This window comes from Streptomyces sp. NPDC051320, from assembly GCF_040682175.1.
GTDB lineage: Bacteria > Actinomycetota > Actinomycetes > Streptomycetales > Streptomycetaceae > Streptomyces.
On the sequence record NZ_JBFBAL010000001.1, the window covers coordinates 70,165 to 94,680 of the forward strand.

Annotated in this window: 22 protein-coding genes and 1 pseudogene; 9 read left to right on the forward strand and 14 right to left on the reverse strand. The window is 69.8% G+C overall.

Going from position 1 to position 24,516, the window contains the following annotated elements; genetic code table 11:
• Nucleotides 1-33: 33 nt before the first annotated feature.
• A complete protein-coding gene (locus AB0M87_RS00285) occupies nt 34-723 on the forward strand; it encodes a glycerophosphodiester phosphodiesterase (protein WP_365848887.1) in 690 nt (229 codons plus the stop codon).
• Nucleotides 724-931: 208 nt separating this feature from the next.
• Nucleotides 932-1,714: an SAM-dependent methyltransferase gene (locus tag AB0M87_RS00290; RefSeq protein ID WP_365848888.1), complete on the forward strand. Its 783-nt coding sequence runs from the start codon at nt 932-934 to the stop codon at nt 1,712-1,714.
• Nucleotides 1,715-1,731: 17 nt separating this feature from the next.
• On the opposite strand, the gene AB0M87_RS00295 is transcribed toward AB0M87_RS00290, so the two are convergent.
• Nucleotides 1,732-3,312, reverse strand: coding sequence for a bifunctional NAD(P)/FAD-dependent oxidoreductase/class I SAM-dependent methyltransferase (locus tag AB0M87_RS00295; RefSeq protein ID WP_365848890.1), 1,581 nt, complete (start codon nt 3,310-3,312; stop codon nt 1,732-1,734).
• An 80-nt stretch (nt 3,313-3,392) separates the two neighbouring features.
• Here AB0M87_RS00295 and AB0M87_RS00300 point away from each other — a divergent pair, with 80 nt between their 5' ends.
• Complete coding sequence (locus AB0M87_RS00300; protein ID WP_365848891.1) at nt 3,393-4,004, forward strand: XRE family transcriptional regulator; 612 nt, start codon at nt 3,393-3,395, stop codon at nt 4,002-4,004.
• A 23-nt stretch (nt 4,005-4,027) separates the two neighbouring features.
• Here AB0M87_RS00300 and AB0M87_RS00305 read toward each other — a convergent pair whose 3' ends face one another.
• A complete protein-coding gene (locus AB0M87_RS00305; RefSeq protein WP_365848893.1) occupies nt 4,028-5,467 on the reverse strand; it encodes a gamma-aminobutyraldehyde dehydrogenase in 1,440 nt (479 codons plus the stop codon).
• Between the two features lie 178 nt (nt 5,468-5,645).
• On the opposite strand from AB0M87_RS00305, the gene AB0M87_RS00310 reads away from it, so the two are divergent.
• The 5 genes from AB0M87_RS00310 (at nt 5,646) to AB0M87_RS00330 (ending at nt 10,687) form a co-directional block, all read left to right on the forward strand.
• Complete coding sequence (locus AB0M87_RS00310; protein WP_365848894.1) at nt 5,646-6,134, forward strand: Lrp/AsnC family transcriptional regulator; 489 nt, start codon at nt 5,646-5,648, stop codon at nt 6,132-6,134.
• Between the two features lie 2 nt (nt 6,135-6,136).
• Nucleotides 6,137-7,501 (forward strand): aspartate aminotransferase family protein, encoded by a 1,365-nt coding sequence (locus AB0M87_RS00315; RefSeq protein WP_365848896.1) that lies wholly within the window; start codon nt 6,137-6,139, stop codon nt 7,499-7,501.
• A gap of 173 nt (nt 7,502-7,674) precedes the next feature.
• Complete coding sequence (locus tag AB0M87_RS00320; RefSeq protein ID WP_365848897.1) at nt 7,675-8,412, forward strand: ATP-binding cassette domain-containing protein; 738 nt, start codon at nt 7,675-7,677, stop codon at nt 8,410-8,412.
• Nucleotides 8,394-9,554, forward strand: a complete 1,161-nt coding sequence (locus AB0M87_RS00325) for a hypothetical protein (RefSeq protein ID WP_365848899.1) — start codon at nt 8,394-8,396, stop codon at nt 9,552-9,554. Before AB0M87_RS00320 ends, AB0M87_RS00325 begins: the two co-directional genes overlap by 19 nt.
• Before the next feature lie 26 nt (nt 9,555-9,580).
• The gene (locus AB0M87_RS00330) at nt 9,581-10,687 is read left to right on the forward strand and encodes an LOG family protein (protein ID WP_365848900.1); all 1,107 of its coding nucleotides are present in this window, start codon (nt 9,581-9,583) and stop codon (nt 10,685-10,687) included.
• A gap of 51 nt (nt 10,688-10,738) precedes the next feature.
• On the opposite strand, the gene AB0M87_RS00335 is transcribed toward AB0M87_RS00330, so the two are convergent.
• The 11 genes from AB0M87_RS00335 to rpsB all read right to left on the reverse strand — a co-directional run bounded on the left by AB0M87_RS00335 (nt 10,739) and on the right by rpsB (nt 22,951).
• Entirely contained in the window at nt 10,739-11,833 is a 1,095-nt protein-coding gene (locus tag AB0M87_RS00335) for a hypothetical protein (protein WP_365848902.1), read from the reverse strand.
• Nucleotide 11,834: 1 nt separating this feature from the next.
• Nucleotides 11,835-12,743 carry a methyltransferase domain-containing protein gene (locus AB0M87_RS00340; protein WP_365848903.1) on the reverse strand — a complete coding sequence of 303 codons (909 nt, stop codon included), beginning with the start codon at nt 12,741-12,743 and terminating at the stop codon, nt 11,835-11,837.
• Between the two features lie 295 nt (nt 12,744-13,038).
• Complete coding sequence (locus AB0M87_RS00345; protein ID WP_365848904.1) at nt 13,039-14,061, reverse strand: ABC transporter ATP-binding protein; 1,023 nt, start codon at nt 14,059-14,061, stop codon at nt 13,039-13,041.
• Complete coding sequence (locus AB0M87_RS00350; RefSeq protein ID WP_365848905.1) at nt 14,061-15,710, reverse strand: iron ABC transporter permease; 1,650 nt, start codon at nt 15,708-15,710, stop codon at nt 14,061-14,063. Before AB0M87_RS00350 ends, AB0M87_RS00345 begins: the two co-directional genes overlap by 1 nt.
• A 65-nt stretch (nt 15,711-15,775) precedes the next feature.
• Nucleotides 15,776-16,861, reverse strand: coding sequence for a thiamine ABC transporter substrate-binding protein (locus AB0M87_RS00355; RefSeq protein WP_365848907.1), 1,086 nt, complete (start codon nt 16,859-16,861; stop codon nt 15,776-15,778).
• Nucleotides 16,862-17,097: 236 nt separating this feature from the next.
• A complete protein-coding gene (gene rlmN / locus AB0M87_RS00360; protein WP_365848909.1) occupies nt 17,098-18,204 on the reverse strand; it encodes a 23S rRNA (adenine(2503)-C(2))-methyltransferase RlmN in 1,107 nt (368 codons plus the stop codon).
• Between the two features lie 113 nt (nt 18,205-18,317).
• Nucleotides 18,318-19,424, reverse strand: coding sequence for a phosphatidate cytidylyltransferase (locus AB0M87_RS00365; protein ID WP_365848910.1), 1,107 nt, complete (start codon nt 19,422-19,424; stop codon nt 18,318-18,320).
• Nucleotides 19,424-19,981 (reverse strand): ribosome recycling factor, encoded by a 558-nt coding sequence (gene frr / locus AB0M87_RS00370; RefSeq protein WP_365849829.1) that lies wholly within the window; start codon nt 19,979-19,981, stop codon nt 19,424-19,426. Before frr ends, AB0M87_RS00365 begins: the two co-directional genes overlap by 1 nt.
• Nucleotides 19,982-20,107: 126 nt before the next feature.
• Complete coding sequence (gene pyrH / locus AB0M87_RS00375; protein ID WP_365849830.1) at nt 20,108-20,815, reverse strand: UMP kinase; 708 nt, start codon at nt 20,813-20,815, stop codon at nt 20,108-20,110.
• Between the two features lie 231 nt (nt 20,816-21,046).
• Nucleotides 21,047-21,883 (reverse strand): translation elongation factor Ts, encoded by an 837-nt coding sequence (tsf, locus tag AB0M87_RS00380; RefSeq protein ID WP_365848911.1) that lies wholly within the window; start codon nt 21,881-21,883, stop codon nt 21,047-21,049.
• A gap of 114 nt (nt 21,884-21,997) precedes the next feature.
• On the reverse strand, nt 21,998-22,951 hold the full coding sequence (rpsB, locus tag AB0M87_RS00385; protein WP_365848912.1) for a 30S ribosomal protein S2: 954 nt from the start codon (nt 22,949-22,951) through the stop codon (nt 21,998-22,000).
• Between the two features lie 364 nt (nt 22,952-23,315).
• On the opposite strand from rpsB, the pseudogene AB0M87_RS00390 reads away from it, so the two are divergent.
• A pseudogene (locus AB0M87_RS00390) lies at nt 23,316-23,762 on the forward strand (M23 family metallopeptidase); the annotation flags it as partial.
• Nucleotides 23,763-23,952: 190 nt separating this feature from the next.
• On the opposite strand, the gene AB0M87_RS00395 reads toward AB0M87_RS00390, so the two are convergent.
• Entirely contained in the window at nt 23,953-24,510 is a 558-nt protein-coding gene (locus AB0M87_RS00395) for a helix-turn-helix domain-containing protein (protein WP_365849832.1), read from the reverse strand.
• Nucleotides 24,511-24,516 lie beyond the last annotated feature (6 nt).

The window sequence follows — 24,516 nt, forward strand, 5'->3', positions numbered from 1 at the left end:
CAGCGCCCCGTCGTTCCCGGCGAAGATGACGGGATGCGCACCGTTACCGCTGTGGCCCACCGGGGCGACCCCTACCGTGTCCGCGAGAACACCCTGCCCTCCATCCGCTCGGCGCTGGAGCGGGGCGCGGACGCCGTGGAGGTCGACGTACGGCTCACCGCGGACGGCGAGGCGGTCCTTCTGCACGACCCGACGCTGGAGCGGCTCTGGGGCCATGACCGTCCGCTCGTCATGGTCTCCGCCGACGAGTTGCGGAGGCTGACCGCGGAGGGCGTTCCGTCGCTCCGTGCGGTGCTGACGGCAGTCGGCGACCACCGCGTGATGATCGACCTGCCGAACGCCTCGGATGCCGACGCCCGGAAAGTCGTCGGCATCGTCCATGAGTGCGGCGCCGCCGACCGGGTGTATTACTGCGCCGGTGCGGACGCCATGCTCGCGGTGCGCCGGACCGATCCGGCCGCCGAGATCGCCATGACCTGGACGTCGCTCGCCCCACCGCGTCCGCTGCTCCTCGAAGCGGTGAGACCGCGCTGGCTCAACTACCGTTTCGGGCTGGTGAGTCCGGAACTGTGCGACCGTGCTCACCGGGACGGGCTGCTGGTCTCCGCGTGGACCGCGGACACCGGCCGCACCATGCGGCGGCTGATCCGGCGGGGCGTCGACTCGATCACGACCAACCGCATCGACGTGCTGGTCGATCTGCTGCGGCCTCCGCGCCCCTAGGGGCGCGTCCCCATCCACTCCCCTGATGCCCCGGCGCTCTGGTGTCATGGGCGGGTCCGGTGGAGTCGCCCGACGAGGATCCCGCGGGCGCGGGGCGTCATCAGGATGGTGCGGGTCGGGACGCCAGCCATCCGCCTGTCCGTCCGCCTGCCCGCCGGAGTGCGTCGGTCACAATGACGTGGACCACTGGCGAAGGAGTGCAGCAGCAATGCCCGACAGGATCAGGACCGACATCGCGCACAACGCCCGGGTGTGGAACTACTGGTTGGGCGGCAAGGACAACTACCCGGTGGACCGGGCCGTGGGCGACCAGGTCACGGACATGTTCCCGAGCATCGGCGAGGTGGCCCGCGCGGACCGGGCCTTCCTCGGCCGGGTGGTGGAACATCTGGCGCGCGAGGTGGGACTGCGTCAGTTCCTGGACGTCGGCACCGGGCTGCCGACGGCGGACAACACCCATCAGGTCGCCCAGCGGGTGTCACCCGAGGCGCGGGTGGTGTACGTGGACAACGACCCCAGTGTGCTGGCCCATGCCCGGGCACTGCTGACCAGCAGTCTGGAAGGGGTCACCGACTACGTCGAAGCGGATGTCCGGCACCCGGAGAAGATCCTCCGGTCGGCGCAGCCGCCGCTGGACCTCGGGCAGCCGGTGGCGGTGATACTCCTGGGCGTCCTGAACTTCGTCCTGGACACCGCCGAGGCCCGGCGATCCGTACAGGCGTTGATGGCCGGCGTGCCCTCCGGCAGCCACCTGGTGATCACCCATCCCACGCTGGAACTGGGCGGCGAGGGCAACGAGGACGCCATGCGCTTCTGGAACGAGAACGCCACTCCCCCGATCACGGCCCGCAGCCGCGCGGAGTTCGCCACCTTCTTCGAAGGCCTGCAACTCCTGGATCCGGGCATCGTGTCGTGCGCCCGGTGGCGCAGCGGGAGGGTGGCGGACGGGCCGGACGTCGCCCAGTTCGGAGCGGTCGCCCGCAAACCCTGACGCCGCCCGGCCCGCGGTCATGGACGCTTTCGGGCCCGGACGACGGCGTCGCGGAGGGTGACCTCGTGGCCGTCGTGGGTGGTGCCCGGCCGGGTTCTGGCCTCGGCGACGGTGATGTCCCACCGGTCGGGATCGAGGTCCGCCGCGATCTCCTCGGCGGTGAAGTGCACCGCCGGCGAGGCGTGCGGGGCGGCGGTCCCGGAATCCGCTGCCTGGTGGCCGACGATGAGCAGCGTGCCGCCCGGCGCGACCGATGCGGCCAGCCGGCGGAACAGTGCCGTACGGTCGGCTGCCACGTGCACGTAGTGGGTGGAGACCAGATCGAAGTGTTCCTCCGGGGGCGTCCAACCGGTCAGATCGGCCTGTACCCAGTCGACCCGGCTCGCGACGTCGGCGTCCAGGGTTTCGGCGTACTTCCGGGCGTGCCGCAGCGCGGTGTCGGCGATATCCACCGCGGTGACCCGCCAGCCGTGCGAGGCGAGCCAGATGGCGTCGGCCCCCTCGCCACAGCCCGCGTCCAGTGCCGTGCCGGGGGCCAGCTCCCCGGTCTCCGTCACCAACTGCGGATTGGGCTGCCGGCCCTCGGCAGGGGTGTGGTGGGCGCGGTAACGCTCTTCCCAGAAAGCCTTGCCGAACTCTTCGGACGCGGCTCGGTCGGCCACCGCCTGCCGGGTCTCCTCGGCGACCAGGTCGGCGTTGATCCGGGCCGCCGCGGCAGCGCCCGCCGCAGCGGCCGTTCCGACCTGGGCGGCAGGGTCGGTGACGTTGCCCGCGACCCACACCCCGGTGACGTCCGTACGGCCGGTCGCGTCGGAGGGGACGAACTCACCCATGCCCGATGGGTGTTCCCGCGCCGTCAGTCCGAGCGCCCGGAGGAAACCGGCCCGCGCCACCATCCGGGGTGCGACCGTCAGTGCCTCGCGGCTCACCACCGTGCCGTCACCCAGCCGTACGCCCACCAGACGATCATCGGCGATCTCCAGGGACGCCACCTCGCCGTGCACCACGCGGATGCCGCGTGCAGTCAACTGCTCCGTCTCCTCGCCGGTCGGCAGCGGCAGGGTGTGGGAGAAGAACGTGACATCCTCGCTCCACTGGCGGAACAGCAACGCCTGGTGCACCGACATCGGACCACTGGCCAGCACCCCGATGGCCTGGTCCCGGACCTCCCAGCCGTGGCAGTAGGGGCAATGCAGCACATCCCGGCCCCACCGCTCGCGCAGCCCCGGCACGTCCGGCAGCTCGTCGACCAGTCCGGTGGCGACCAACAGGCGACGGGCCCGCACGGACCTGCCGTCGGCCAGCGTCACCTCGAACGGTTCCGTGTCCTCACGTGTCACGGCGGCGACCTCCCCGGACACCAGGTGGCCGCCGTAGCCCCGGACTTCCGTCCGGCCCCGCTCCAGCAACTCGGCCGGCCGCATTCCTTCCCGGGCCAGCAGCCCGTGCACGCCTGCGGCCGGGGCGTTGCGCGGGGCTCCCGCGTCGATCACCACCACCGACCGTCGCGCACGCGCCAGCATCAGCGCCCCGCTCAGCCCGGCGGCGCCACCACCGAGCACCACTACGTCGTAGCCATCCATCAGCTGATCGGTCACCGTGACCACCTCCACGACGACCATGCGAGGCCCCGGGCCAATACCGCAAGCTTCGTTGCCGGTCTGGCAAACTTGTGGCCATGGACGATGACCTGGACCAAGCGCTGGACGTGGTCGGCCCGCGGCTGCGCGCGTTGCGCCGGCAGCGCGACATCACGCTGGCCGACCTCTCCGCGACGACCGGCATCTCGGTGAGCACCCTGTCCCGGCTGGAGTCCGGCACCCGCCGGCCGAGCCTGGGACTACTGCTCCCGCTGGCCAGGGCGCACGGCGTGACGCTCGACGAACTCGTCGGAGCCCCGCCGACCGGCGACCCGCGCATCCATCTGCGTCCGGTCACCCACCACGGCATGACGATGGTGCCCCTGACCCGGCGAGCAGGCGGCATCCAGGCATACAAGCTGGTGATCCCGTCCGGCAGCCGCCGAAGGGAACCCGATCTCCAGACCCATGAGGGCTATGAGTGGCTCTATGTCCTCAACGGGCGGCTGCGGATCGTCCTCGGCGAGCGTGATCTCACGCTCTCACCGGGCGAAGCGGCCGAGTTCGACACCCGTGTACCGCACTGGTTCGGGGCCGCAGATGCCGAACCGGTCGAATTCCTCAGCCTGTTCGGCACCCAGGGCGAGCGCGCACACGTACGCGCCCGCCCCAGGATGGAAGATCCACCCGAACAGCCCAGCCGGCACTGATTCGGCCGGTAGTGGTCCGCCGATCAGCCGTCCAGGGACGTCATCACGTGCTTGATGCGGGTGTAGTCCTCGAAGCCGTACGCCGACAGGTCCTTGCCGTAGCCGGACTTCTTGAATCCGCCGTGCGGCATTTCGGCTACGAGCGGGATGTGGGTGTTGATCCAGACGCAGCCGAAGTCCAGGTTCTTGGACATCCGCATGGCCCGGGCGTGGTCCTTGGTCCACACCGACGAAGCCAGCGCGTACTCCACGCCGTTGGCATAACCGAGCGCCTGCTCCTCGTCGCGGAACGACTGCACGGTGATGACCGGGCCGAACACCTCCTGCTGGATGATCTCGTCCTCCTGCCGGAGCCCGGAGACCACGGTCGGGGCGTAGAAGTAACCCTTGTCTCCCACCCGCTCGCCGCCCGCCTCCACCTTGGCGTGTGCGGGGAGCCGGTCGATGAACCCGCTGACCTGCTTCAGCTGGTTGGCGTTGTTCAGCGGACCGAACAGCACGTCCTCGTCGTCCGGCTGTCCGGTCTTGGTGCCGGCCGCCGCCTTCGCCAGTTCCGTCACGAACTGGTCGTGGATGGACTCGTGCACCAGCACCCGGGTGGCCGCCGTGCAGTCCTGGCCCGCGTTGAAGAAGCCCGCGACCGAGATGTCCTCCACGGCCTTCGCGATGTCGGCGTCCTCGAAGACCACGACGGGCGCTTTGCCGCCGAGTTCCAGATGTACCCGCTTGACGTCCTTCGCCGCGGACTCCGCCACCTGCATCCCGGCGCGTACCGAGCCGGTGATGGAAGCCATCGCGGGCACCTTGTGCTCGACCATCGCGCGACCCGTGTCCCGGTCTCCGCAGACGACGTTGAAGACGCCCTTGGGGGCGATGGCACCGATGATCTCGGCCATCAGCACGGTGGAGGCCGGAGTGGTGTCGGAGGGCTTGAGCACCACGGTGTTACCCGCGGCCAGCGCCGGTGCGAACTTCCACACAGCCATCATCATCGGGTAGTTCCAGGGCGCCACCTGCGCACAGACGCCGACCGGCTCACGGCGGACGATGGAGGTCATGCCCTCCATGTACTCCCCCGCCGAACGGCCCTCCAGCAGTCGCGCGGCGCCCGCGAAGAAGCGGATCTGGTCCACCATCGGCGGGATTTCCTCGGTCCGGGTCAGCCCGATCGGCTTCCCGGTGTTCTCGCTCTCCGCGGCGATCAGATCCTCGGCCCGCTCCTCGAAGGCGTCGGCGATCTTCAGCAGGACCCGCTGACGCTCCGCGGGTGTGGCGTCGCGCCAGGCCGGGAACGCCGCGGCGGCGGCGTCCATGGCGGCGTCGACGTCCGCCTGCCCGGAGAGCGGCGACGTCGCGTACGCCTCGCCGGTCGCCGGATTGACCACGTCAATGGTCCGCCCGTCAGCGGCGTCCCGGAACTCTCCGTCGATGTAGTTACGCAGCCGGCGCAGCTCGGTGGTCACAGCCACCCCTCCCTCTCAGATGTCCAGTGGGTGAGACTTCCACCCTAGTCGCAGAGGCGACGCTTTCGACATACCCGGCCGCTGTCAACTTCGGATTCAGTTCTTCAAGAGCCATAAGACAACGAATTTCATCGCTTTGGGCTTGCGTGACGGGCGAGGTCTCATGCAGAGTGTGGGCGTGGCCAGTCGTAGCGCAGAACCCAGGAACGGGAACGGCACTTCTCCGATCGACGCCGTCTCCCTGGCAATCATCGAACAGCTCCAGCAGGACGGCAGGCGTCCGTACGCCGCGATCGGCAAGGCCGTCGGCCTCTCCGAGGCGGCCGTGCGCCAGCGCGTCCAGAAGCTGCAGGACCAGGGCGTCATGCAGATCGTCGCCGTCACCGACCCGCTCACCGTGGGATTCCGGCGTCAGGCCATGGTCGGCATCACGGTCGAGGGCGATCTCGATCCGGTCGCCGATGCGCTGGCCACCATGAACGAGGTCGATTACGTGGTGATGACCGCGGGTTCCTTCGACCTCATGGTGGAGGTCGTCTGCGAGGACGACGACCATCTGCTCGAACTGATCAACAAGCGGATCCGCGCGCTCCCCGGAGTGCGCGCCACCGAGAGTTTCGTCTATCTCAAGCTGAAGAAGCAGACCTACCAGTGGGGCACCCGATAGTCATGAGCAAGGACCTCAGCCAGACCGCGTACGACCACCTGTGGATGCATTTCACCGACATGTCGTCGTACGAGAACGCGCCCGTTCCCACCATCGTGCGTGGCGAGGGCACCTATATCTACGACGACAAGGGCAAGCGCTACCTCGACGGCCTGGCGGGCCTGTTCGTGGTCAACGCCGGACACGGCAGGCACGAGCTCGCCGAGACCGCGTACAAGCAGGCCCAGGAGCTGGCCTTCTTCCCGATCTGGTCCTACGCCCACCCGAAGGCCGTGGAGCTGGCCGAGCGGCTGGCCCAGCACGCACCCGGAGACCTCAACAAGGTCTTCTTCACCACCGGTGGCGGCGAGGCGGTGGAGACGGCCTGGAAGCTGGCGAAGCAGTACCACAAGCTCACCGGCAACCACACCAAGTACAAGGTCATCTCCCGCGCCGTCGCCTACCACGGGACCCCGGCCGGGGCCCTGTCGATCACCGGCCTGCCGGGCCTCAAGGCACCCTTCGAGCCGCTGGTCCCCGGCGCGCACAAGGTCCCCAACACGAACATCTACCGCGCCCCGATCCACGGCGACGACCCGGAGGCCTTCGGCCGCTGGGCCGCCGACCAGATCGAACAGGAGATCCTCTTCGAGGGCGCCGACACCGTCGCCGCCGTCTTCCTGGAGCCGGTGCAGAACGCGGGCGGCTGTTTCCCGCCGCCGCCCGGTTACTTCCAGCGGGTGCGCGAGATCTGCGACAAGTACGACGTGCTGCTCGTCTCGGACGAGGTCATCTGTGCCTTCGGCCGCCTGGGCACGATGTTCGCCTGCGACAAGTTCGACTACATACCGGACATGATCACCTGCGCCAAGGGCATGACATCGGGCTACTCCCCGATCGGCGCCTGCATCATCTCTGACCGGCTGGCCGAGCCGTTCTACCGGCAGGGCGGCGCCACCTTCCTGCACGGCTACACCTTCGGCGGGCACCCGGTCTCCGCCGCCGTCGGCCTGGCCAACCTTGACATCTTCGAGCGCGAGGGGCTGAATCAGCACGTCCTCGACAACGAAGGTGCCTTCCTGTCGACGCTGCAGAAGCTGCACGACCTGCCGATCGTCGGCGACGTCCGGGGCAACGGCTTCTTCTACGGGATCGAACTCGTGAAGGACAAGGCCACCAAGGAGACCTTCAACGAGGAGGAGACCGAGCGGATCCTCTACAACGCCGTCTCCAAGGGCCTCTTCGAGAACGGTCTGTACTGCAGGGCCGACGACCGCGGCGACCCGGTCGTGCAGCTCGCCCCGCCGCTGATCGCCGACCAGTCGACGTTCGACGAGATCGAGTCGATCCTGCGGGTGGTCCTCACCGACGCCTGGGCGAAGCTCTGAGCAACTGAGCACACGGCCCGGCTGCACCCGTACGAGTGGATACGGGGGCGGCCGGGCCGCGCGCTGTGCGCCACCCCGGTTCCGAGTACCTACGGTGCCCAGTGACCGATCGGCTCCGTTTCCGGGCCCCCGAACGGGGCCCGGATATCAGATCTGAACCGAGGTGTTCCGCCATGGTGGCCCCGCCGGACAACGACGTGCTCTGGGCGCGCAACGCGCACTACTCCCACCGCGGCTCGCCCGCGCTCACCAATGTCTCGCTCGGGGTGGGCGAGGGAGAGATCGTCGCCGTCCTCGGACCGCGGGGCAGTGGCAAGACGACGCTGCTGCGGTGTCTGTCGGGGCAGCTCGTGCCGCAGCAGGGCGAGGTGTGGTTCAACAGCAGCCCGGTGCACACCCTGCGACCGGTGGCCCGCGAGCGGTTGCGGCTGGACCGCTTCAGCTGGATCGACCCGGAGCCCCGGCTGGTTCCGGAACTGACCGTCTGGGAGAACGCCGCCCTGCCGCTGTTGCTGAAGGGCACATCACACCGCGCGGCCAAGCACGCCGCCGCCGAGTGGCTGGAGCGTCTCGACGTCGGGATGCTCGCCCGCAAGCGCCCGCACGCCCTGCTCCAGGCGCAGCGTCAGCGGGTCGCGGTGGCGCGGGCGCTGGTCGCCATGCCGTCGGTGCTCTTCGCCGACGAACCCACCGCCGCGCTGCACTGCGCGGAGGGCGCCCAGGTGCTGCGTACGCTCACCACCGCCGCCCGCACCCACCGCATTACCGTCGTCGTCGCCACCCAGGACGCCGAGGTGGCGGCGCACGCCGACCGCACGATCACGCTGCAGGACGGTCGCCGTGTCACCGCGCTGGGGGCTTCCGACGAAGCCGACAGGGGGGGCCGCGCCGAGTGCTCGCTCTCCGTCTAGTCCGTGGCGCCGAGCCGCTGGTGCTGCTGCGGCGTCTGACGGTCGCCGCGGCATCGGCGGGGGCCGGATTCCTGCTGCTGGCCTCGCTCGGCTATGCGGTGGGACACCCGACGCGCTCGTCGGGCGCCCAACTGCATCTGCTCTGGTGCCTGGTCCCGCTGACGGCAGCGGTGTATCTGGCCGTCTCGGTGGCCCGCACGGACCCCAGCGCCCGGCCGCGCGCGGGCATGACGGCGGCCGGGCTCGGCCCCGCGGGAATCGCCGCGCTCTCGGCCGCCTCCACGGCCCTCTCCTGCACCCTGGGCAGCGTGGTCGCGCTGCTGGTCTTCCTGCATCTGCGGGGCGATTCCACCGCGCTGCCCTTCGACGGTGCGGCCCCTCGCCTGCTGGGCGCCGGCACCCCGCTCCCGTTGGCCGCCGTGGTCACCCTGCTCGCCGTGATCCCGGTCGCCGCGGCGGCGATCAGCGCCTGGATCCTCCGCCCGCGCGCCGCCGCGTCGGACGACCCCGCACGGACTGCCGGGTCCTCGCCGGCCGCGGCGCCGGCCGGGCTGCCCTGGGGTGTCGCCCTGGTCGCGGTGGGCCTGGCGGTCGAGACCTACAGCGGCCGGCACCCCGGAGGTACGCCGCTGCCGGTCCCCGGACGCTTCGACGGGAGTCCGGCCGGCGTGCTGGCCGGCTGGACGCTGACCGCGCTGGGGCTGGCGCTGGCGGGGCCCGGTCTGACGTATCTGTGCGGCCGCGTACTGCAGTCGGTACGCCCGGGCGGTGTGCGACTTCTCGCCGGACGGGTGCTGCAGGCCGAGGCCCGCCGGATCGGGCGCCCGCTGGGCATCCTGTGCGCGGTGCTCTCGGGACTCGTCGCAGCGGCCTCGCTCAGCGGCGACGGCCCGCGCCTCTTCGGCCCGGTGACCGCGCTCGGCGCCGTGGTGGTGGTGGCCTGCACGGTCACCTCGCTCCTCACCGCTGTGCTGGAGGCCAAGCAGGACCGAGCCGATGAGACGGCGGCGCTGCTGCGGGGATGCGCCGCCGCGGGGGTGCTCCGTACGGCGGCCACCGTCCGCGCGGCGGCCCTGTTCGCACTTGTCGCCGCCGTCACTTCGCTGGTCTCGGCGCTGGCTGCCGTACCCCTCTCCGGGTGAAGCGGCTGCCCCCTTACGATGGCCCGATGGCCACCACCGCTGAGCGTGATCGTGAGATCGAGACCCCCGACGAGTTCGACCGGGTGGTCGCCCGCGGACCGCTCGGCGGCTATCGCGTCCAGGCCGTCGACCTGACGGGCCGTACGGACGCCCTGCTGTCGACGGACAGTGCGAACGCCGTCTTCCTGGGCTGCCCGATGCGCCCGGAGGCCGAAGCCAAGGTCCGTGCGGACGGGGCGCTCGTCTTCCCGCCCGTTCCCGGCCTGCCCTTCGCGCCGTACCGCGGTCTGCTCTACTCCGCCGACGAGCTCTTCGAGGGGCTTTCCGACGGCGGCTACCCGGCCACTCCGGACGCGCTGGCCTACGCCTGGTTCCAGCGGACCAGCGCCAACGGCGAGATATTCGCCTCGATGCTGCGCTCGATCCACGACGACGCGATCTCGGACGCCCTCGACGAACACCTCGAGAGCGCACGGGTGGTGGGGGTGATGGGCGGTCACGCGATGGCCCGCGGCACCGCGCCGTACGCCGGAGCGGCCCGCCTGGGGCGCAGTCTCGCGCGCACCGGCCTGACCCTCGCCACCGGTGGCGGTCCTGGTGCCATGGAGGCCGCCAACCTCGGCGCCTACGCGGCACCTTTCCGGGACGGCATGCTGGACGAGGCGCTCGAACTCCTCGGCAAGACACCGTCGTTCACCCCGTCGGTCTCCGACTGGGCACGAGCCGCCTTCGAGGTGCGCACCCGCTGGCCGGACGGCGGTGACTCGATCGGCATCCCCACCTGGTTCTACGGCCACGAACCGCCCAACCCCTTCGCCGGCCACATCGCCAAGTACTTCGCCAACGCGACCCGCGAGGACGGTCTGCTGGCCCGCTCCACGGCCGGCGTGATCTTCCTGCCGGGCGCGGCCGGTACGGTCCAGGAGATCTTCGACAACGCGACCCCGAACTACTACGGTTCGCGCGGCGAGCCGGCCCCCATGGTCCTGGTCGACCGCAGGCACTGGACCGAGGAACTGCCGGCCTGGCCGCTGCTCGTGTCACTGGCCGAGGGGCGCGCGATGGAGTCCAGGATCGCCCTGGTCGACACGGTGGACGAGGCCCCGGAGGCGCTGGCCGCCATGTCCTTCTGACGTTGTCCTCCCAGGGCCGCGCGGCCTGGGAACGGTCGCGCGGCCGGACGTTCAGTTCCGGTCCAGCTGGGCCCACCACCAGGCCGCCGAAGGCACCGGCGGCGGGTCGGTGCGCGGGTCGCTGGGCCGGTCGGTGAGCTCGATGCCCCAGGCGGCGCCGGCCACCGGCAGGGGGTTGCGGTTGCGCGGACTCGCATAGCGAGGAGCCTCGTTCATCCACAGCACACAGCCGACGATGTAGTGACCGAGTGCTTCCAGGTATCGGCGCAGCTCGCTTCCTGCTCCCCTGGCGGTCTGTTCGCGCAACCGCAGGAACAGGGTCATCGCCCGGTCCCGCAGCCCCACCGCCTCGGCGAGTGCCTCGGCGGGGGTGCAGCCCCCGGCCTGCGCCAGTACGTTCACCAGGTTCTGCTCCAACTGCTCCTGGTCGTCCTCCTTCGCGTACGAGAAGAGGTCGTTGTCGCAGCTGACCACGTAGCCGGCGATGTCGGTGAGTGCCTGCACCCGGTCGTCGTACAGGTCCTGCGGCGGCAGCTCGATGCCCTGCGCGAGCATGCTCCAGGCCAGTGAGAAGCGGGTGCCGTTGATCGACGGTCGCATGGAGACGTAGTCGTCCAGGCTCGGCATCAGGCCGCGTTCGGTGTTGGCCGCCTGCCAGGTCGCGCCGAACAGCCAGTCCCGCAGGCCCTGGCAGATCAGGTGGAAGAAGAACGGGCCGGCCGCCGCGCGGGTGCGCCGCACCAGGTCGTCGAAGGCAGCCGACAGCGGGCCCGGGCCGAGACCGCCCGCGCCCGGGGTCTCCAGGCCCCGGGCCACCCGCGAGTTGAACTCGGCTACCGAGGCGGCCGTGGTGGTGGACGAGCCGGTGTCGTGGACCACGTCGTCCAGGGCGAACGCCCAGTGGTTCCAGTGGATGAACAGCAGCAGCCGCTCCTCGTCGCCGCCGGGGATGATGCGGCAGCTGAAATCGGTGCTGTGGGTGGCGGCGCCCCAGGCGCGTTCGACCTCATCGGGGTAGAGGCCGAAAGCGTCGGCCCAGGCCAGCGCGCGCGGTTCCAGCCGCGCTGCTGCCGGGTGAACGGCAGGCTGGATGGGGCAGTAGAACGGTGGGAGCCGCCAGCCTATGGCGGGAGCGCGGGTGCCCAACTCAGGCCCCCCGCAGCCGGAACAGCAGAATGCGGGTCTCGATGCTGCGGTCCCGCCAGACCCGGAAGAATTTGCCGTGGGTCAGCGCGGATTCGGTCAGCCGCTCCCGTGGCACGGGGGCCGCGTCGGCACCCGCGGTCCGGTCCAGCTCCAGGGTCGACCACGCCATGCTCTGTACCCAGAACTCCGCGACCTGGTCGGTGACGTCCTCGTCCTGCTCCAGGTCGAAGCCGGCCGACCGGGCCGCCGAGATGTACTCGGTCAGCGTGCCGAGCCGGGTGTGGTAGTACCCGTCGATGAACTCGGTCCACTCCGGGCGGCGCAGGAAGTGCTCCTGGACCCCGAACCAGCCACCGGGCTTGAGCGCCCGGGCCATCACCTGGAACAACCGTTCGCGGTCCATGTACCCGGAGCTCTCGAAGGCGACCGCGGCGTCGTACCGGCGGGCTGCGGCGAGCTCGTGCACATCGCCGACCAGCGGGGTGACCAGCGCGCCGACACCGGCCTGCCGGGCGAAATCGGCTATCAGCGGAGCATGGTCCCCGGCGATGGTGAGCGCGGTGACCGAAGCACCGTGGTGCTGGGCCCAGTGGATCGACCCCCCGCCGAGTCCACAGCCCACGTCCAGCAGCTCATCGGGCCGCTCGCCCGCCACGTCCCACAGCTCCCCGGCCCGGGCCACCATGGCTTCCTGCGAGGCGACGAGCCGCCGGCGGATCACGTGCTGGGCGACTGTGGTGTTGGGGGGCTGTCCCGGGTCGAAGAGACCGACATGGAAGTGAATGCGCGGTCCGGGTCCGTACTTGTGGACGATCGCCGCCGTCTTGGCGGAGTAGTAGAGCGGAACCTGGTCCACGTCGAAACCGGGTTCCTCCACCGCGGTCGCGCGTAATGCGAGTCGGTTGTCCATGACAGGCCCCCCTGCACGGTTATTCGGCCAATGGGTCACGAGAACCAGTCAAGGAGAACACAGCCAGTCACATACAGCTTCCTGTTGACCAGTTAACGACCAAAACTGTCCTAATGCGGCTGTCTTTGATCTACCTGACATGCGGCATCGTTCATCTGCTAGGCCCCTTCACTACGGAGAAGGGCCCCCGTGGAGCGCCAAACGCCCAGCAGCCACGGTAGGACGATAATCGGCCATGATCGGAACTCGTCAGTCCGGCCCCGGCCACCTCCCGTCGGCACCGGCGCCGTCGGCTTCACCGGTCAGGCAGCAGCACCACTTCGCCGGCGTCGAAGCCGACCCCGACCGTCCCGTCCGCGTCCGGCGCCAGGAACAGCGGACACTCGGCCTCCAGCGGCGGGCCCTGCTCCGGCCGCAGTCGCACGGCGACATGGCTGCCCCGGAAGGTCCTCGACAGCACCGCGCAGCGCAGGCCCTCGTCGGCCGGCACGAACCGTACGCCCGCGGGCCGCACCAGCAGTCGCTGCTCCCCCTGCGGCGAGCCCTCGGGCACCGGGAGTTTGCCCCACGGAGTGTCCGCCACCTCACCGGTGACCGTCGCGGCCACCACGTTGTCGAAACCGAGGAAGCGGGCGACGAACTCCGAAGCGGGCCGCTGCCAGACTTCCAGCGGTGTGCCGACCTGGGCGATCCGGCCGTCCCGCATGACCACCACCCGGTCGGCCAGCGCGAAGGCCTCACCCTGGTCGTGCGTGACGGCGAGCACCGTCGTGCCCAGCCGGCCGAACAGCTGCCGCAACTCGACGACCAGCCGCTCCCGCAGGCTGCGGTCGAGCTGCCCCAGCGGCTCGTCGAGCATCAGCAGCCTGGGCCGCGGCGCGAGCGCGCGGGCCAGCGCGACGCGCTGCTGCTCACCACCCGAGAGCGCTGCGACGGCCCGCCGCTGAGCGCCGGGCAGCCCGACGAGCTCAAGCAACTCATCGGCGCGGGCAGCCTGTTCTGACCGGGACACCGAACGCATCCGCAACCCGAACGCCACATTCGCGCCGACGTCCCGCTGCGGGAAGAGCTGGTGATCCTGGAACATCAGGCCCACGCCACGACGGTGCACCGGCACCCCCGACTGGTCGGCTCCGCCCAGCAGCACGCGCCCCGACGAAGCGTGCTGCAGCCCCGCCACCACCCGCAGCAGGGTGGACTTGCCGCTGCCGCTGGGTCCCAGCACACAGACGGTCTCGTGCTCGGCGACCGCCAGGTCGACCGAGTCGAGGGCGACCCGGTCACCGAAGCGCACCGTCACACCGTCCAGTTGCAGCATCAGAACTCTCCCGAACGGTTGGTGCGCAGACGTTCCAGGACCAGGAGCGACACGGCGCACACCAGCATCAGAATCGTGGACAGTGCCATCGCCTGCCCGTAGTTGAGCTCCCCGGCCCGTCCGAGCAGCCGGGCCACGGCCACCGGCAGGGTCGGCTTGTCCGGCCTGGCGATGAAGACGGTCGCCCCGAACTCCCCCAGCGACACGGCGAAGGCGAACCCCGCGGCGACCAGCAGTGCCCGCCGTACCAGCGGCAGATCCACCTCACGCCAGGCACGCAACGGCGACGCCCCGAGCACCGCCGCGGCTTCCCGGAGCCGCCCGTCGACCGCACGCAGTACGGGCAGCATGGTCCGCACCACGAACGGCACGCCCACCAGTGCCTGGGCCAGCGGCACCAGGATCCAGGACGAGCGAAGATCCAGCGGCGGTTCGTCGAGGGTGATCAGAAAGCCGAAGCCGACGGTCACCGCCGACACGCCGAGCGGCAGCATCAGCAAGGCATCGAACCCGCGCACCAGCCGGCCGACGACGGATGTCTTTCCGGCCGAGCGGAACCGGGACGGGGGGAGGGTGAGCGCGGTGGCCGCCAGACCGCCGATGACCAGCGCGATGGCGGTCGCCGCCAGCGCGTACTGCACCGAGTTCCAGATCGCGTCGGCCGGCGGCACCAGGAACGTACCGCCGCCCGCGCCCTGTGACTGCAGCGCCCGGTAGAAGGCGAAACCGTATCCGCCCGGGGCATCCAGCGACCGCTCGACCAGGACGCCGAGCGGCAGCAGTATCAGGACGAACACCACCGCGAGCACCCCGGCGAGCAGTCCCCACTGCCCCGCACCGCGTGGACGGCGGGCGGTCTGCGCGGGGTCCACCAGGGCCAAGGTGCTCTCGCTGCGCCGTACCGTCCAGGCGTGCAGGGCGAGGATCGCACCGACCGCGACGAACTGCACCAGCGTGAGCACGGCGGCGGTGGGCAGGTCGAGCAGCTCGGCGGTCTCCCGGTAGATCTCCACCTCCAGCGTGGAGAAGGTCGGGCCCCCGAGGATCTGCACCACACCGAAGGAGGTGAAGGTGAAGAGAAACACCATCAGCGCGGCCGCGGCCACGGCAGGGGCCAGCGCGGGCAGCGTCACCTTCCGCCACGCGTTGAACCGGGACAGGCCGAGAACCCGGGCGGCTTCCTCCTGGCGGGGATCGAGCTGCGACCAGAGACCGCCCACGGTCCGGACGACCACCGCGTAGTTGAAGAAGACGTGGGCCAGCAGAATGGCCCAGACCGTGGTGTCCAGACGGACACCCCACATCTGGTCCAGCAGCCCGTCGCGCCCCAGCAGGGCGAGGAAGGCCGTGCCGACCACCACGGTGGGCAGCACGAAGGGCACCGTCACCACCGCCCGCAGCAACTGCTTGCCCGGGAAATCGAAGCGGGCGAACACGTAAGCACCGGGCAGCGCGATCAGTACGGTGAGCGCAGTCGAAGCCACCGCCTGCCAGGTGGTGAACCAGAGCACCTGCAGGATGTCGGACCGGCCCAGTACCGCGCCGGCCTGCCCGAACTGCCAGGCGCCGCCCACCTTGAGCCCACGGCCGACGATCGCCACGACCGGATAGGCGAAGAAGAGAGCGAAGAACGCGACGGGCAGTGCCATCAGGCCGAGCCTCGCCCAGCCGCTGCCCGTCGGCGCCTCTTCCGCGCTACCGCGTTCGGCGGTTGCTACAGGACGATCGAGGACCACGTCTTGACCCACTGATCACGGTTCTTGGCGATCGTGTCGGGCGCGACCGTCTGCGGATCGGGGATCCGGGCACCGAACTTCTTGAACACGGCGGGCAGCGCGGCCCCCTTGGTCACCGGGTCCACGAACATGTTGAGCGGCATGTCCTCCTGGAACTTCTTGCTGATCAGGAAGTCGATCAGCGCTTTGCCGCCGGCCGGGTTCTTCGCTCCGTCCAGCAGACCTGCGAACTCGATCTGCCGGAAGCAGGTGGACGTGGCGACACCCGTCGGGGCGGTCTTCGGCTGCGGCTTCGCGTAGACCACCTCGGCCGGCGGGCTCGACGCGTACGAGACCACCAGCGGACGGTCGCCCTTGGCCTTCCTGCCTCCCGCCGAACCCGAGAACTCCTGGTTGTACGCCTGCTCCCAGCCGTCGACCACCTTCACGCCGTTGGCCTTGAGCTTCTTCCAGTAGCCCTGCCAGCCCCCGTCGCCGTACTTCGCCACCGTGCCGAGCATGAAGCCCAGACCGGGCGAGGAGGTCGCCACGTTCTCGGTGACCAGGAGGTTCTTGTACTCCGGCTTGACCAGGTCGTCGAAGCTCTGCGGCACAGCGAGCTTGTGGTCGGCGAAGTACTTCTTGTCGTAGTTGACGCAGATGTCACCGGAATCGATGGGGGTGACCCGGTGTTTCTTCGCGTCGAGCTGCACATCGGCGGACACCTGGCCGAGGCCCTTGGCCCGGTACGGCGTGAACAGGTCGTGGTCGAGCGCACGGGAGAGCAGCGTGTTGTCGACGCCGAAGAAAACATCGCCGCGCGGTGAGCCCTTGGTGAGGATCTCCTGATTGAGCGCCGCGCCCGCGTCCCCGCTCTTGAGGACATGGACCGTGTAGCCGGTCTCCTTGGTGAATTCCTTCAGCACCGAGGGAGAGGCGACGAAGGAGTCATGACTGACCAGGGTCACGGTCTTCGACTTCTCGGCCGAGGAGCCCGATCCGCCCGAGCTGCCGCAGGCGGCGAGCGTCGAAACGCCCAGCGCAGCGGCCAGCGCGGTGACCGTCAGCTTCTTGGTGGTGCTCACTGAACTTCCTCCTGGGATGTATCCAGGAAGAGACGCGGCCCTGCCCGCAGAACACGGGCAGGGCGCAACAGCTTGAGTAAAGACCGAACTTCCTACCCGGGATCCAGGGCTCCGGGAACGTCCCGGGCCCCGAGGGCAAGGTTCAAAGGGTCTGCGGCCCGACGACTGCCGCACTCTCAGCGCTGTGGCGCTCCCCTGTCGGAATATGAAAATGTACGGCTCACGTTACACGGGCCCTACCGCTCCGCCGCCGCCAGCTGCCCGCATGCTCCGTCGATCTCCTGGCCACGGGTGTCCCGTACGGTCACCGGCACGCCATGGGCGGCGATCGCCGCGACGAACGCCTTCTCGTCCTCCGGCCGGGAGGCGGTCCACTTGGACCCCGGAGTCGGGTTCAGCGGGATCAGATTGACGTGGACCGGCTTGCCCTTGAGAAGGCGGCCGAGCCGGTCGCCCCGCCACGCCTGGTCGTTGATGTCGCGGATGAGGGCGTACTCGATGGAGACCCGGCGGCCTGACTTCGCGGCGTACTCCCAGGCCGCGTCCAGCACCTCGCGGACCTTCCAGCGGGTGTTCACCGGGACGAGCGTGTCCCGCAGCTCGTCGTCGGGCGCGTGCAGCGAGACCGCCAGGCGGCACTTGAAGCCCTCGTCGGCGAACCGAAGCATCGCCGGGACGAGTCCGACGGTCGATACGGTGATCCCGCGCTGCGAGAGGCCGAGACCGTCGGGCTCCGGATCGGTGAGCCGGCGGATGGAGCCGACGACGCGCTTGTAGTTGGCGAGCGGCTCCCCCATCCCCATGAAGACGATGTTGGAGAGCCTGGCCGGTCCGCCCGGCACCTCGCCGTCCCGCAGCGCTCGCATCCCGTCGACGATCTGGTGCACGATCTCGGCGGTCGACAGATTGCGGTCCAGGCCGGCCTGCCCGGTGGCGCAGAAGGGGCAGTTCATACCGCAGCCGGCCTGCGAGGAGATGCACATCGTCACCCGGTCCGGGTAGCGCATCAGGACCGACTCGACGAGCGTGCCGTCGTGCAGTTTCCACAACGTCTTACGGGTCGTGTCGTCGTCGCAGCTGATGTGCCGCACCACGCTCATCAGCTCGGGAAGCAGTGCGCCCCGCAACTTCTCGCGCGACGCGGCCGGAATGTCGGTCCACTCGGCCGGGTCGTGGGCGTACCTGGCGAAGTAGTGCTGCGACAGCTGCTTGGCGCGAAACGGCTTCTCGCCGGTCTCGGCCACGGCGTCCTTACGCTCGGCGGGCGTGAGGTCGGCGAGGTGGAGCGGGGGCTTCTTGGCTCCGCGGGGCGCGACGAAAGTGAGTTCTCCGGGCTTAGGCATGGTTCATCCAGTGTCGCAGACACACGGCGGAGGTCCCGCCGTCCGGTGGACAGCGGGACCTCCGTGAGCGTCCATCGGTTGCCCGTCCGAGAAACAGGCAGGTCAGCGGGGTGTCAGGAACCGACGAACAGGGCGAGCAGCAGCCAGACGACCGGGGCGGTGGGCAGCAGGGAGTCCAGCCGGTCCATGATTCCGCCGTGGCCCGGCAGCAGCGTACCCATGTCCTTGATCCCGAGATCTCTCTTGATCATGGACTCGCCCAGGTCTCCCAGCGTGGCGCTGGCGGCGACGGCGAAACCGAGCAGCAGGCCCTGCCACCACTGACCGTCGTCGATCAGGAACTGCATGCAGAGGGCGCCCGCCACCATCGCGAAACCGAGAGCGCCGAACAGCCCTTCCCGGGTCTTTCCCGGGCTGATGCGCGGCGCAAGCTTGTGCGAACCGAAACGCCAGCCGACCGCATAAGCGCCGGTGTCACTGACCACGGTGAGCAGCAGGAAGGTGAGCACCCGCCACGGCCCGTCGTCCGCCGCGAGCAGCAGGGCCACGAAGGTGGCGAGGAACGGCACGTAGAAGGCGGCGAATACGCCCGCTGTGACGTCCCTGAGATACCCCTCGGGCGGCTCGGTCATCCGCCAGACCAGGACGGCGAGCGCGGTGAGTGCCATGGCGATCCAGGCACCCTCGGCGCCGCGGGCGTATCCGGCGATGACCATCGCCGCACCGCCCACCGCGAGGGGGACCAGGGGCGCCTTGATGCCTTTGCGTTCCTCGAGGCGGGAGGTGAGTTCCCAGAGGCCGACCACCACCGCGACCACGATCACGCCGGCGAAGGCGGCCTTCCAGATGAAGAGAGAGGCGATCACCACGGCGCCGAGTCCGACACCGACTCCTATCGCGGACCGCAGATCACGGCCGGCCTTCTTCTTCTCGGGCCGCTCCGGCCTGTCCGGTGGCGGCGACGGGGCGGACATGGGCTCCTGCGGCATCTCGGCGCGGAACGGGGGGCCACTCGGCCCGGTAGCCCCCCGGTCGCGGTCGTTACGGTCGTGGTCGTCGGCGTCTCTGCCTGCGTCGGGCACGATGGGCATGGGCCGAGTCTGCTCGGCTTCATGCTCGCCGTACGCGGGACCCGCCGGGAGAGGCCCCTGGTCGGGGGCCGGTCGCCATTCCCCGACGTAGTTGCCGCTCTGCGGGACACTCCAGGAAGAGTCGTTCATCAGACCTCGAGCAGCTCGGCTTCCTTGTGCTTGAGCAGCTCGTCCACCTGCGCGACGTACTTCGCGGTGGTGTCGTCGAGCTCCTTCTCGGCGCGGCGGCCCTCGTCCTCGCCGACCTCACCGTCCTTGATGAACTTGTCGATCGTCTCCTTGGCCTTGCGGCGGATGGAGCGGATCGAGATCTTGGAGTCCTCGGCCTTGGTCCGGGCGACCTTGGTGTACTCCTTGCGGCGCTCGCCGGTGAGTTCGGGGAACGTCACCCGGATGATATTGCCGTCGTTGCTGGGATTGACGCCGAGGTCCGAGTCCCTGATGGCCTGCTCGATGTTCCGCAGCGCGCTCTTGTCGAACGGGGTCACCACGGCCATCCGTGCCTCGGGAACCGAGAACGAGGCCAGCTGGTTGATCGGGGTCAGTGAGCCGTAGTACTCCGCCACGATCTTGTTGAACATCGCCGGGTGCGCACGGCCGGTGCGGATCGCGGCGAAGTCCTCCTTGGCGACCACGACGGCCTTCTCCATCTTCTCCTCGGCCTCGAGGAGGGTCTCTTCGATCACCACTTGCTCCTGCATGTCTTGAGTGGGCCCTGCGTACTCACGGCCCGGGAGTAAATCCGCGTGTTGCCCTGCACGGTGTCCGACCGGCAGGTTCTTGTCCACCTCCGGGCGGCCCGCCCCCGGTGTTCAGGCCCGGGTGCCCTGGTCGTTGACGAGAGTCCCGATCTTCTCACCCTTGACGGCACGCGCGATATTGCCGGTGGCGAGCAGCTCGAAGACGAGGATGGGCAGACTGTTGTCACGGCAGAGAGTGATGGCGGTGGCGTCGGCGACCTTGAGGTCCCTCGAGAGCACCTCGCTGTACTCCAGCGCATCGAACTTCACCGCATCGGGATTCTTCTTCGGGTCGGAGTCGTAGACCCCGTCCACGCCGTTCTTCCCCATGAGCAGCGCCTCGGCGTCGATCTCCAGGGCGCGCTGAGCGGCGGTGGTGTCGGTGGAGAAGTACGGCATGCCCATGCCCGCGCCGAAGATGACGACGCGGCCCTTCTCCAGGTGCCGCACGGCACGCAGCGGGATGTACGGCTCGGCGACCTGCCCCATGGTGATGGCGGTCTGGACCCGGGAGTCGATGCCTTCCTTCTCCAGGAAGTCCTGGAGGGCGAGGCAGTTCATCACCGTTCCGAGCATGCCCATGTAGTCGGAGCGTGCCCGGTCCATGCCGCGCTGCTGCAGCTCGGCACCGCGGAAGAAGTTGCCGCCACCGATGACGACCGCGATCTCCGCGCCGTCCCGGACGACCGCCGCGATCTCACGGGCTATGGCGTGCACGACGTCGGGATCGACGCCGAGAGCGCCGCCGCCGGCGAACGCCTCACCGGACAGCTTCAGCATGAAGCGGCCGCTCCTCTTGCCGCCGTCACTCCGATCGGCTTTCCCGGCCTTGTCGCCTTTGTCGGCCTGTTCCATGGGGTCTCCTCGTGCACATACGAAGAAGGCCATTGCCGTGGGTCCTTGCGGTTCCCTGTGCGGCAATGGCCTCCTCGTCAGATCTGCGGCCGTCCGGCGCGGACGCGAACGACTGCGTCAGACCCTATCGGGGTCTTTGGTGAATCGCGTACAGACTCAGATGCCGACCTTGATGCGCGCGAAGCGCTTCAGGGCGACACCGGCCTCGTCCAGGACCTTCTGGACGGACTTCTTGTTGTCCAGCGCATACGGCTGGCCGAGGAGGGTGGCCTCCTTGAAGAAGCCGTTGACCCGGCCTTCGACGATCTTCGGCAGGGCGGCCTCGGGCTTGCCCTCCGCGCGGGTGGTCTCCTCGGCGACGCGACGCTCGGCCTCGACGACCTCGGCCGGGACGTCATCGCGGTCCAGGTACTTCGGCGCGAAGGCGGCGATGTGCTGCGCGAGACCGCGGGCGAGCTCGGCGTCGGCCTTGTCCAGCTCGACCAGGACACCGATCTGCGGGGGCAGGTCGGGCATGGTGCGGTGCATGTAAGAGGTCACGTAGGCACCGCTGAACTGGGCGAAGCGGTCCAGGACGATCTTCTCACCGAGGTTGGCGTTGGCCTCGTCCACGAACGCCTGGACGGTCTTGCCGGCCTCGATCTCGGACGCCAGCAGCGCGGCGATGTCGGCGGGCGAGGTCGCTGCGACGTGGGCGGCGAGCGCGTTGGCGACGGCCTGGAACTTCTCGCCCTTGGCGACGAAGTCCGTCTCGCACTTCAGCTCGACGAGGACACCGGAGGTGTTGTCGTCGGCGATGAGGGAGACGACGGCGCCGTTCTCGGCGGAGCGGCCCTCGCGCTTGGCGACGCCCTTCTGGCCCTTGATACGCAGGGCCTCGACGGCCTTGTCGACGCTGCCCTCGGCCTCGTCGAGCGCCTTCTTGCAGTCCATCATGCCGGCGCCGGTGAGCTCGCGGAGCTTCTTGACGTCAGCGGCGGTGTAGTTCGCCATGATCGTGAAATTCTCTCTCGAAGTCTGAAAGATCTTACGGGTGAACGGCGGGGGCCCTGGGGCCCCCGCCGTCAACTACCGAACCGGTGAAGCCCGGTAAAGGTCGGGCCTGCGTCAGGCCTGCTCGGCGTCCGTGGCCGGGGCGGCCTCGGCGGCGGGCGCCTCAGCAGCGGGCGCCTCAGCAGCGGGCGCCTCGGCAGCGGCCTCGGCCGGCTTGTCGCCCTCGGCGGCGGGGGCCTCGGCGGCCTTCTCGCCCTCGGCGGCGGCCGGAGCGGCCTCGTCAGCCTTCTTCTCGCCGTCGAGCAGGTCTCGCTCCCACTCGGCAAGCGGCTCGGAGGCAGCCTTCTCGCCCGGCTTCTGGTCGCCGGCCGCAGCGCCGGAGCGGGCGATGAGGCCCTCGGCGACGGCGTCGGCGATCACGCGGGTGAGCAGGGTGACGGAACGGATCGCGTCGTCGTTGCCCGGGATCTTGTAGTCGACCTCGTCGGGGTCGCAGTTGGTGTCCAGGATCGCGACGACCGGGATGTGGAGCTTGCGCGCCTCACCGACGGCGATGTGCTCCTTCTTGGTGTCGACGATCCAGACGGCGCTGGGCACCTTCTGCATCTCGCGGATACCACCGAGGGTCTTCTCCAGCTTGGCCTTCTCACGCGAGAGGACCAGGAGCTCCTTCTTGGTGAGGCCGGAAGCCGCCACGTCCTCGAAGTCGATCTGCTCGAGCTCCTTGAGGCGCTGCAGACGCTTGTAGACGGTGGAGAAGTTGGTCAGCATGCCACCCAGCCAGCGCTGGTTGACGTACGGCATGCCCACCCGCGTCGCCTGCTCGGCGATGGCCTCCTGGGCCTGCTTCTTGGTACCGACGAACATGATGGAGCCGCCGTGGGCGACGGTCTCCTTGACGAACTCGTAGGCGCGGTCGATGTACGACAGCGACTGGAGCAGGTCGATGATGTAGATGCCGTTGCGCTCCGTGAAGATGAAACGCTTCATCTTCGGGTTCCAACGACGGGTCTGGTGACCGAAGTGGACGCCGCTTTCCAGCAGCTCCCGCATCGTGACGACGGCCATGGCCGTACTCCTTGAGGTGCTCGGTTGTCGCGACTGCAGGGTTGCCGCCGCGCCTGACGCCCCTGAGCGCCGTGCCACAAGGGACCGAGTGGCGCGTCCACCGACCGCGGATGGGGTGGTGGGGGGCGTGCGAAGTCGACCCGGTGACCCGGATCGCCACCTGAAGTGTACGGGACCGGGTGGGTGCAGGGTGACGGCGATGTCCACAACCGACGAGCCATCCACAGATACCGGCCATGATCCCCGCGGATCGGTTCACTGCGGGACGGTTTCTGCCATGCGACTGATCCTGATGGTGCTGGCCCCCCTGCTCACCACGGTGCTGTCCGCTGCCGCCCCGGCGGCGGCCGTGTCCGCCGCCGACCGCAGCTGGCCCGTCGGGGGCCGTCCCCGGATCGTGCACGGCTGGGCCCCGCCCGCCTCGCCGTACGGACCGGGTCACCGCGGCGTCGATCTGAGTGCACCGCCGGGGGCGCCGGTCAGGGCCGCCGCCCCGGGGACGGTCACGTTCGCGGGACAGGTGGCAGGGCACGGGGTGCTCACGATCTCCGTGGCCGGCACCCCGCTGCGTACGACCTACCAGCCGGTGCGGGCGCTGGTCGGGAAGGGTGACCGCGTCACCGCCGGCCAGGTGGTCGCGGTGCTCGGGGAGGGGCCGTTCCACTGTGCGTCGGGATGTCTGCACTGGGGTCTGCTGCGCGGGGACACCTATCTCGACCCGCTGTCGTTGCTGCCACCGGACATGCTGCGCCTCGGTCCATCCCGGCTGCTCCCGGTCCTCGGGGTCCCGTTGCCCGGGGTCCCGCTGCCCGGAGCCGTGCGGTTGACCGAAGCGGGGGTCGCCTCTCCGGGAGGCAACGGCCCGGAAGGCGGCAGCGCGGTCCGTCGGGGGCCCCGGGCGGCACCGGTCGGGTCGTCGTCTCCCGGGGTGCCGGACGCGGTCGGCACCGTACTGCTGACCGCGGCAGCGATCTGGACGCATCGGGCCTGTCGCGGCCGGTTCAGCCCCGGACGCCCCGCAGCACCATCTCGACGGCCGCGTCGGCGATGGCGCGGGGATCCTCCGCCGCCCCCAGTTCGATGCGGCGTACCGCCGCATCCACCAGGCCCTGCAGCAGCATGGCCGCCAGCCGGGGCTGCTCCTGGCCGAGCGCCTCGAGCGCCTCAACGATCATGGCGATCAACGCGCCGTGCGCGGCACGGATCTTCTCGCGGGCGCCCACGTCGAGCTCACTGGCGGAGATGGCGACCACGGCCCGGTGCCGCTGATCACCGACCAGCGCGAGCTGCCGGCGCACGTACGCCTCGACCTTGCCCTCCGGAGCGGCGGCCTGCTCCATCGCGGCCTCGATCTCGGCTGCCCAGACCGGGAAATCGACGGTGCAGAGCTCTTCCACCACAGCGGCCCGGGAGCGGAAGTACTCATAGACGGAGGAGCGCGCCAGACCGGTGCGCTCGGCGAGTGCCGGAAAGGTCAGTGCCTCCGTACCTCCCTCGGACAGCAGGGTGCGGGCCGCGTCCAGCAGGGCGCTGCGCTGCATGGTCCGGTGCTCGGCCACCGAGGC

Coding starts and splice junctions, on each gene's coding strand:
- AB0M87_RS00365 (WP_365848910.1), bottom strand. CDS start 19,424: ATGAACGACTCTTCCTGGAGTGTCCCGCAGAGCGGCAACTACGTCGGG.
- AB0M87_RS00350 (WP_365848905.1), bottom strand. CDS start 15,710: ATGGCACTGCCCGTCGCGTTCTTCGCTCTCTTCTTCGCCTATCCGGTC.
- AB0M87_RS00320 (WP_365848897.1), top strand. CDS start 7,675: ATGGTGGCCCCGCCGGACAACGACGTGCTCTGGGCGCGCAACGCGCAC.
- rpsB (WP_365848912.1), bottom strand. CDS start 22,951: ATGGCCGTCGTCACGATGCGGGAGCTGCTGGAAAGCGGCGTCCACTTC.
- rlmN (WP_365848909.1), bottom strand. CDS start 18,204: ATGCCTAAGCCCGGAGAACTCACTTTCGTCGCGCCCCGCGGAGCCAAG.
- pyrH (WP_365849830.1), bottom strand. CDS start 20,815: ATGCTGAAGCTGTCCGGTGAGGCGTTCGCCGGCGGCGGCGCTCTCGGC.
- AB0M87_RS00345 (WP_365848904.1), bottom strand. CDS start 14,061: ATGCTGCAACTGGACGGTGTGACGGTGCGCTTCGGTGACCGGGTCGCC.
- tsf (WP_365848911.1), bottom strand. CDS start 21,883: ATGGCGAACTACACCGCCGCTGACGTCAAGAAGCTCCGCGAGCTCACC.
- AB0M87_RS00315 (WP_365848896.1), top strand. CDS start 6,137: ATGAGCAAGGACCTCAGCCAGACCGCGTACGACCACCTGTGGATGCAT.
- AB0M87_RS00300 (WP_365848891.1), top strand. CDS start 3,393: ATGGACGATGACCTGGACCAAGCGCTGGACGTGGTCGGCCCGCGGCTG.
- AB0M87_RS00330 (WP_365848900.1), top strand. CDS start 9,581: ATGGCCACCACCGCTGAGCGTGATCGTGAGATCGAGACCCCCGACGAG.
- AB0M87_RS00340 (WP_365848903.1), bottom strand. CDS start 12,743: ATGGACAACCGACTCGCATTACGCGCGACCGCGGTGGAGGAACCCGGT.
- AB0M87_RS00285 (WP_365848887.1), top strand. CDS start 34: ATGCGCACCGTTACCGCTGTGGCCCACCGGGGCGACCCCTACCGTGTC.
- AB0M87_RS00290 (WP_365848888.1), top strand. CDS start 932: ATGCCCGACAGGATCAGGACCGACATCGCGCACAACGCCCGGGTGTGG.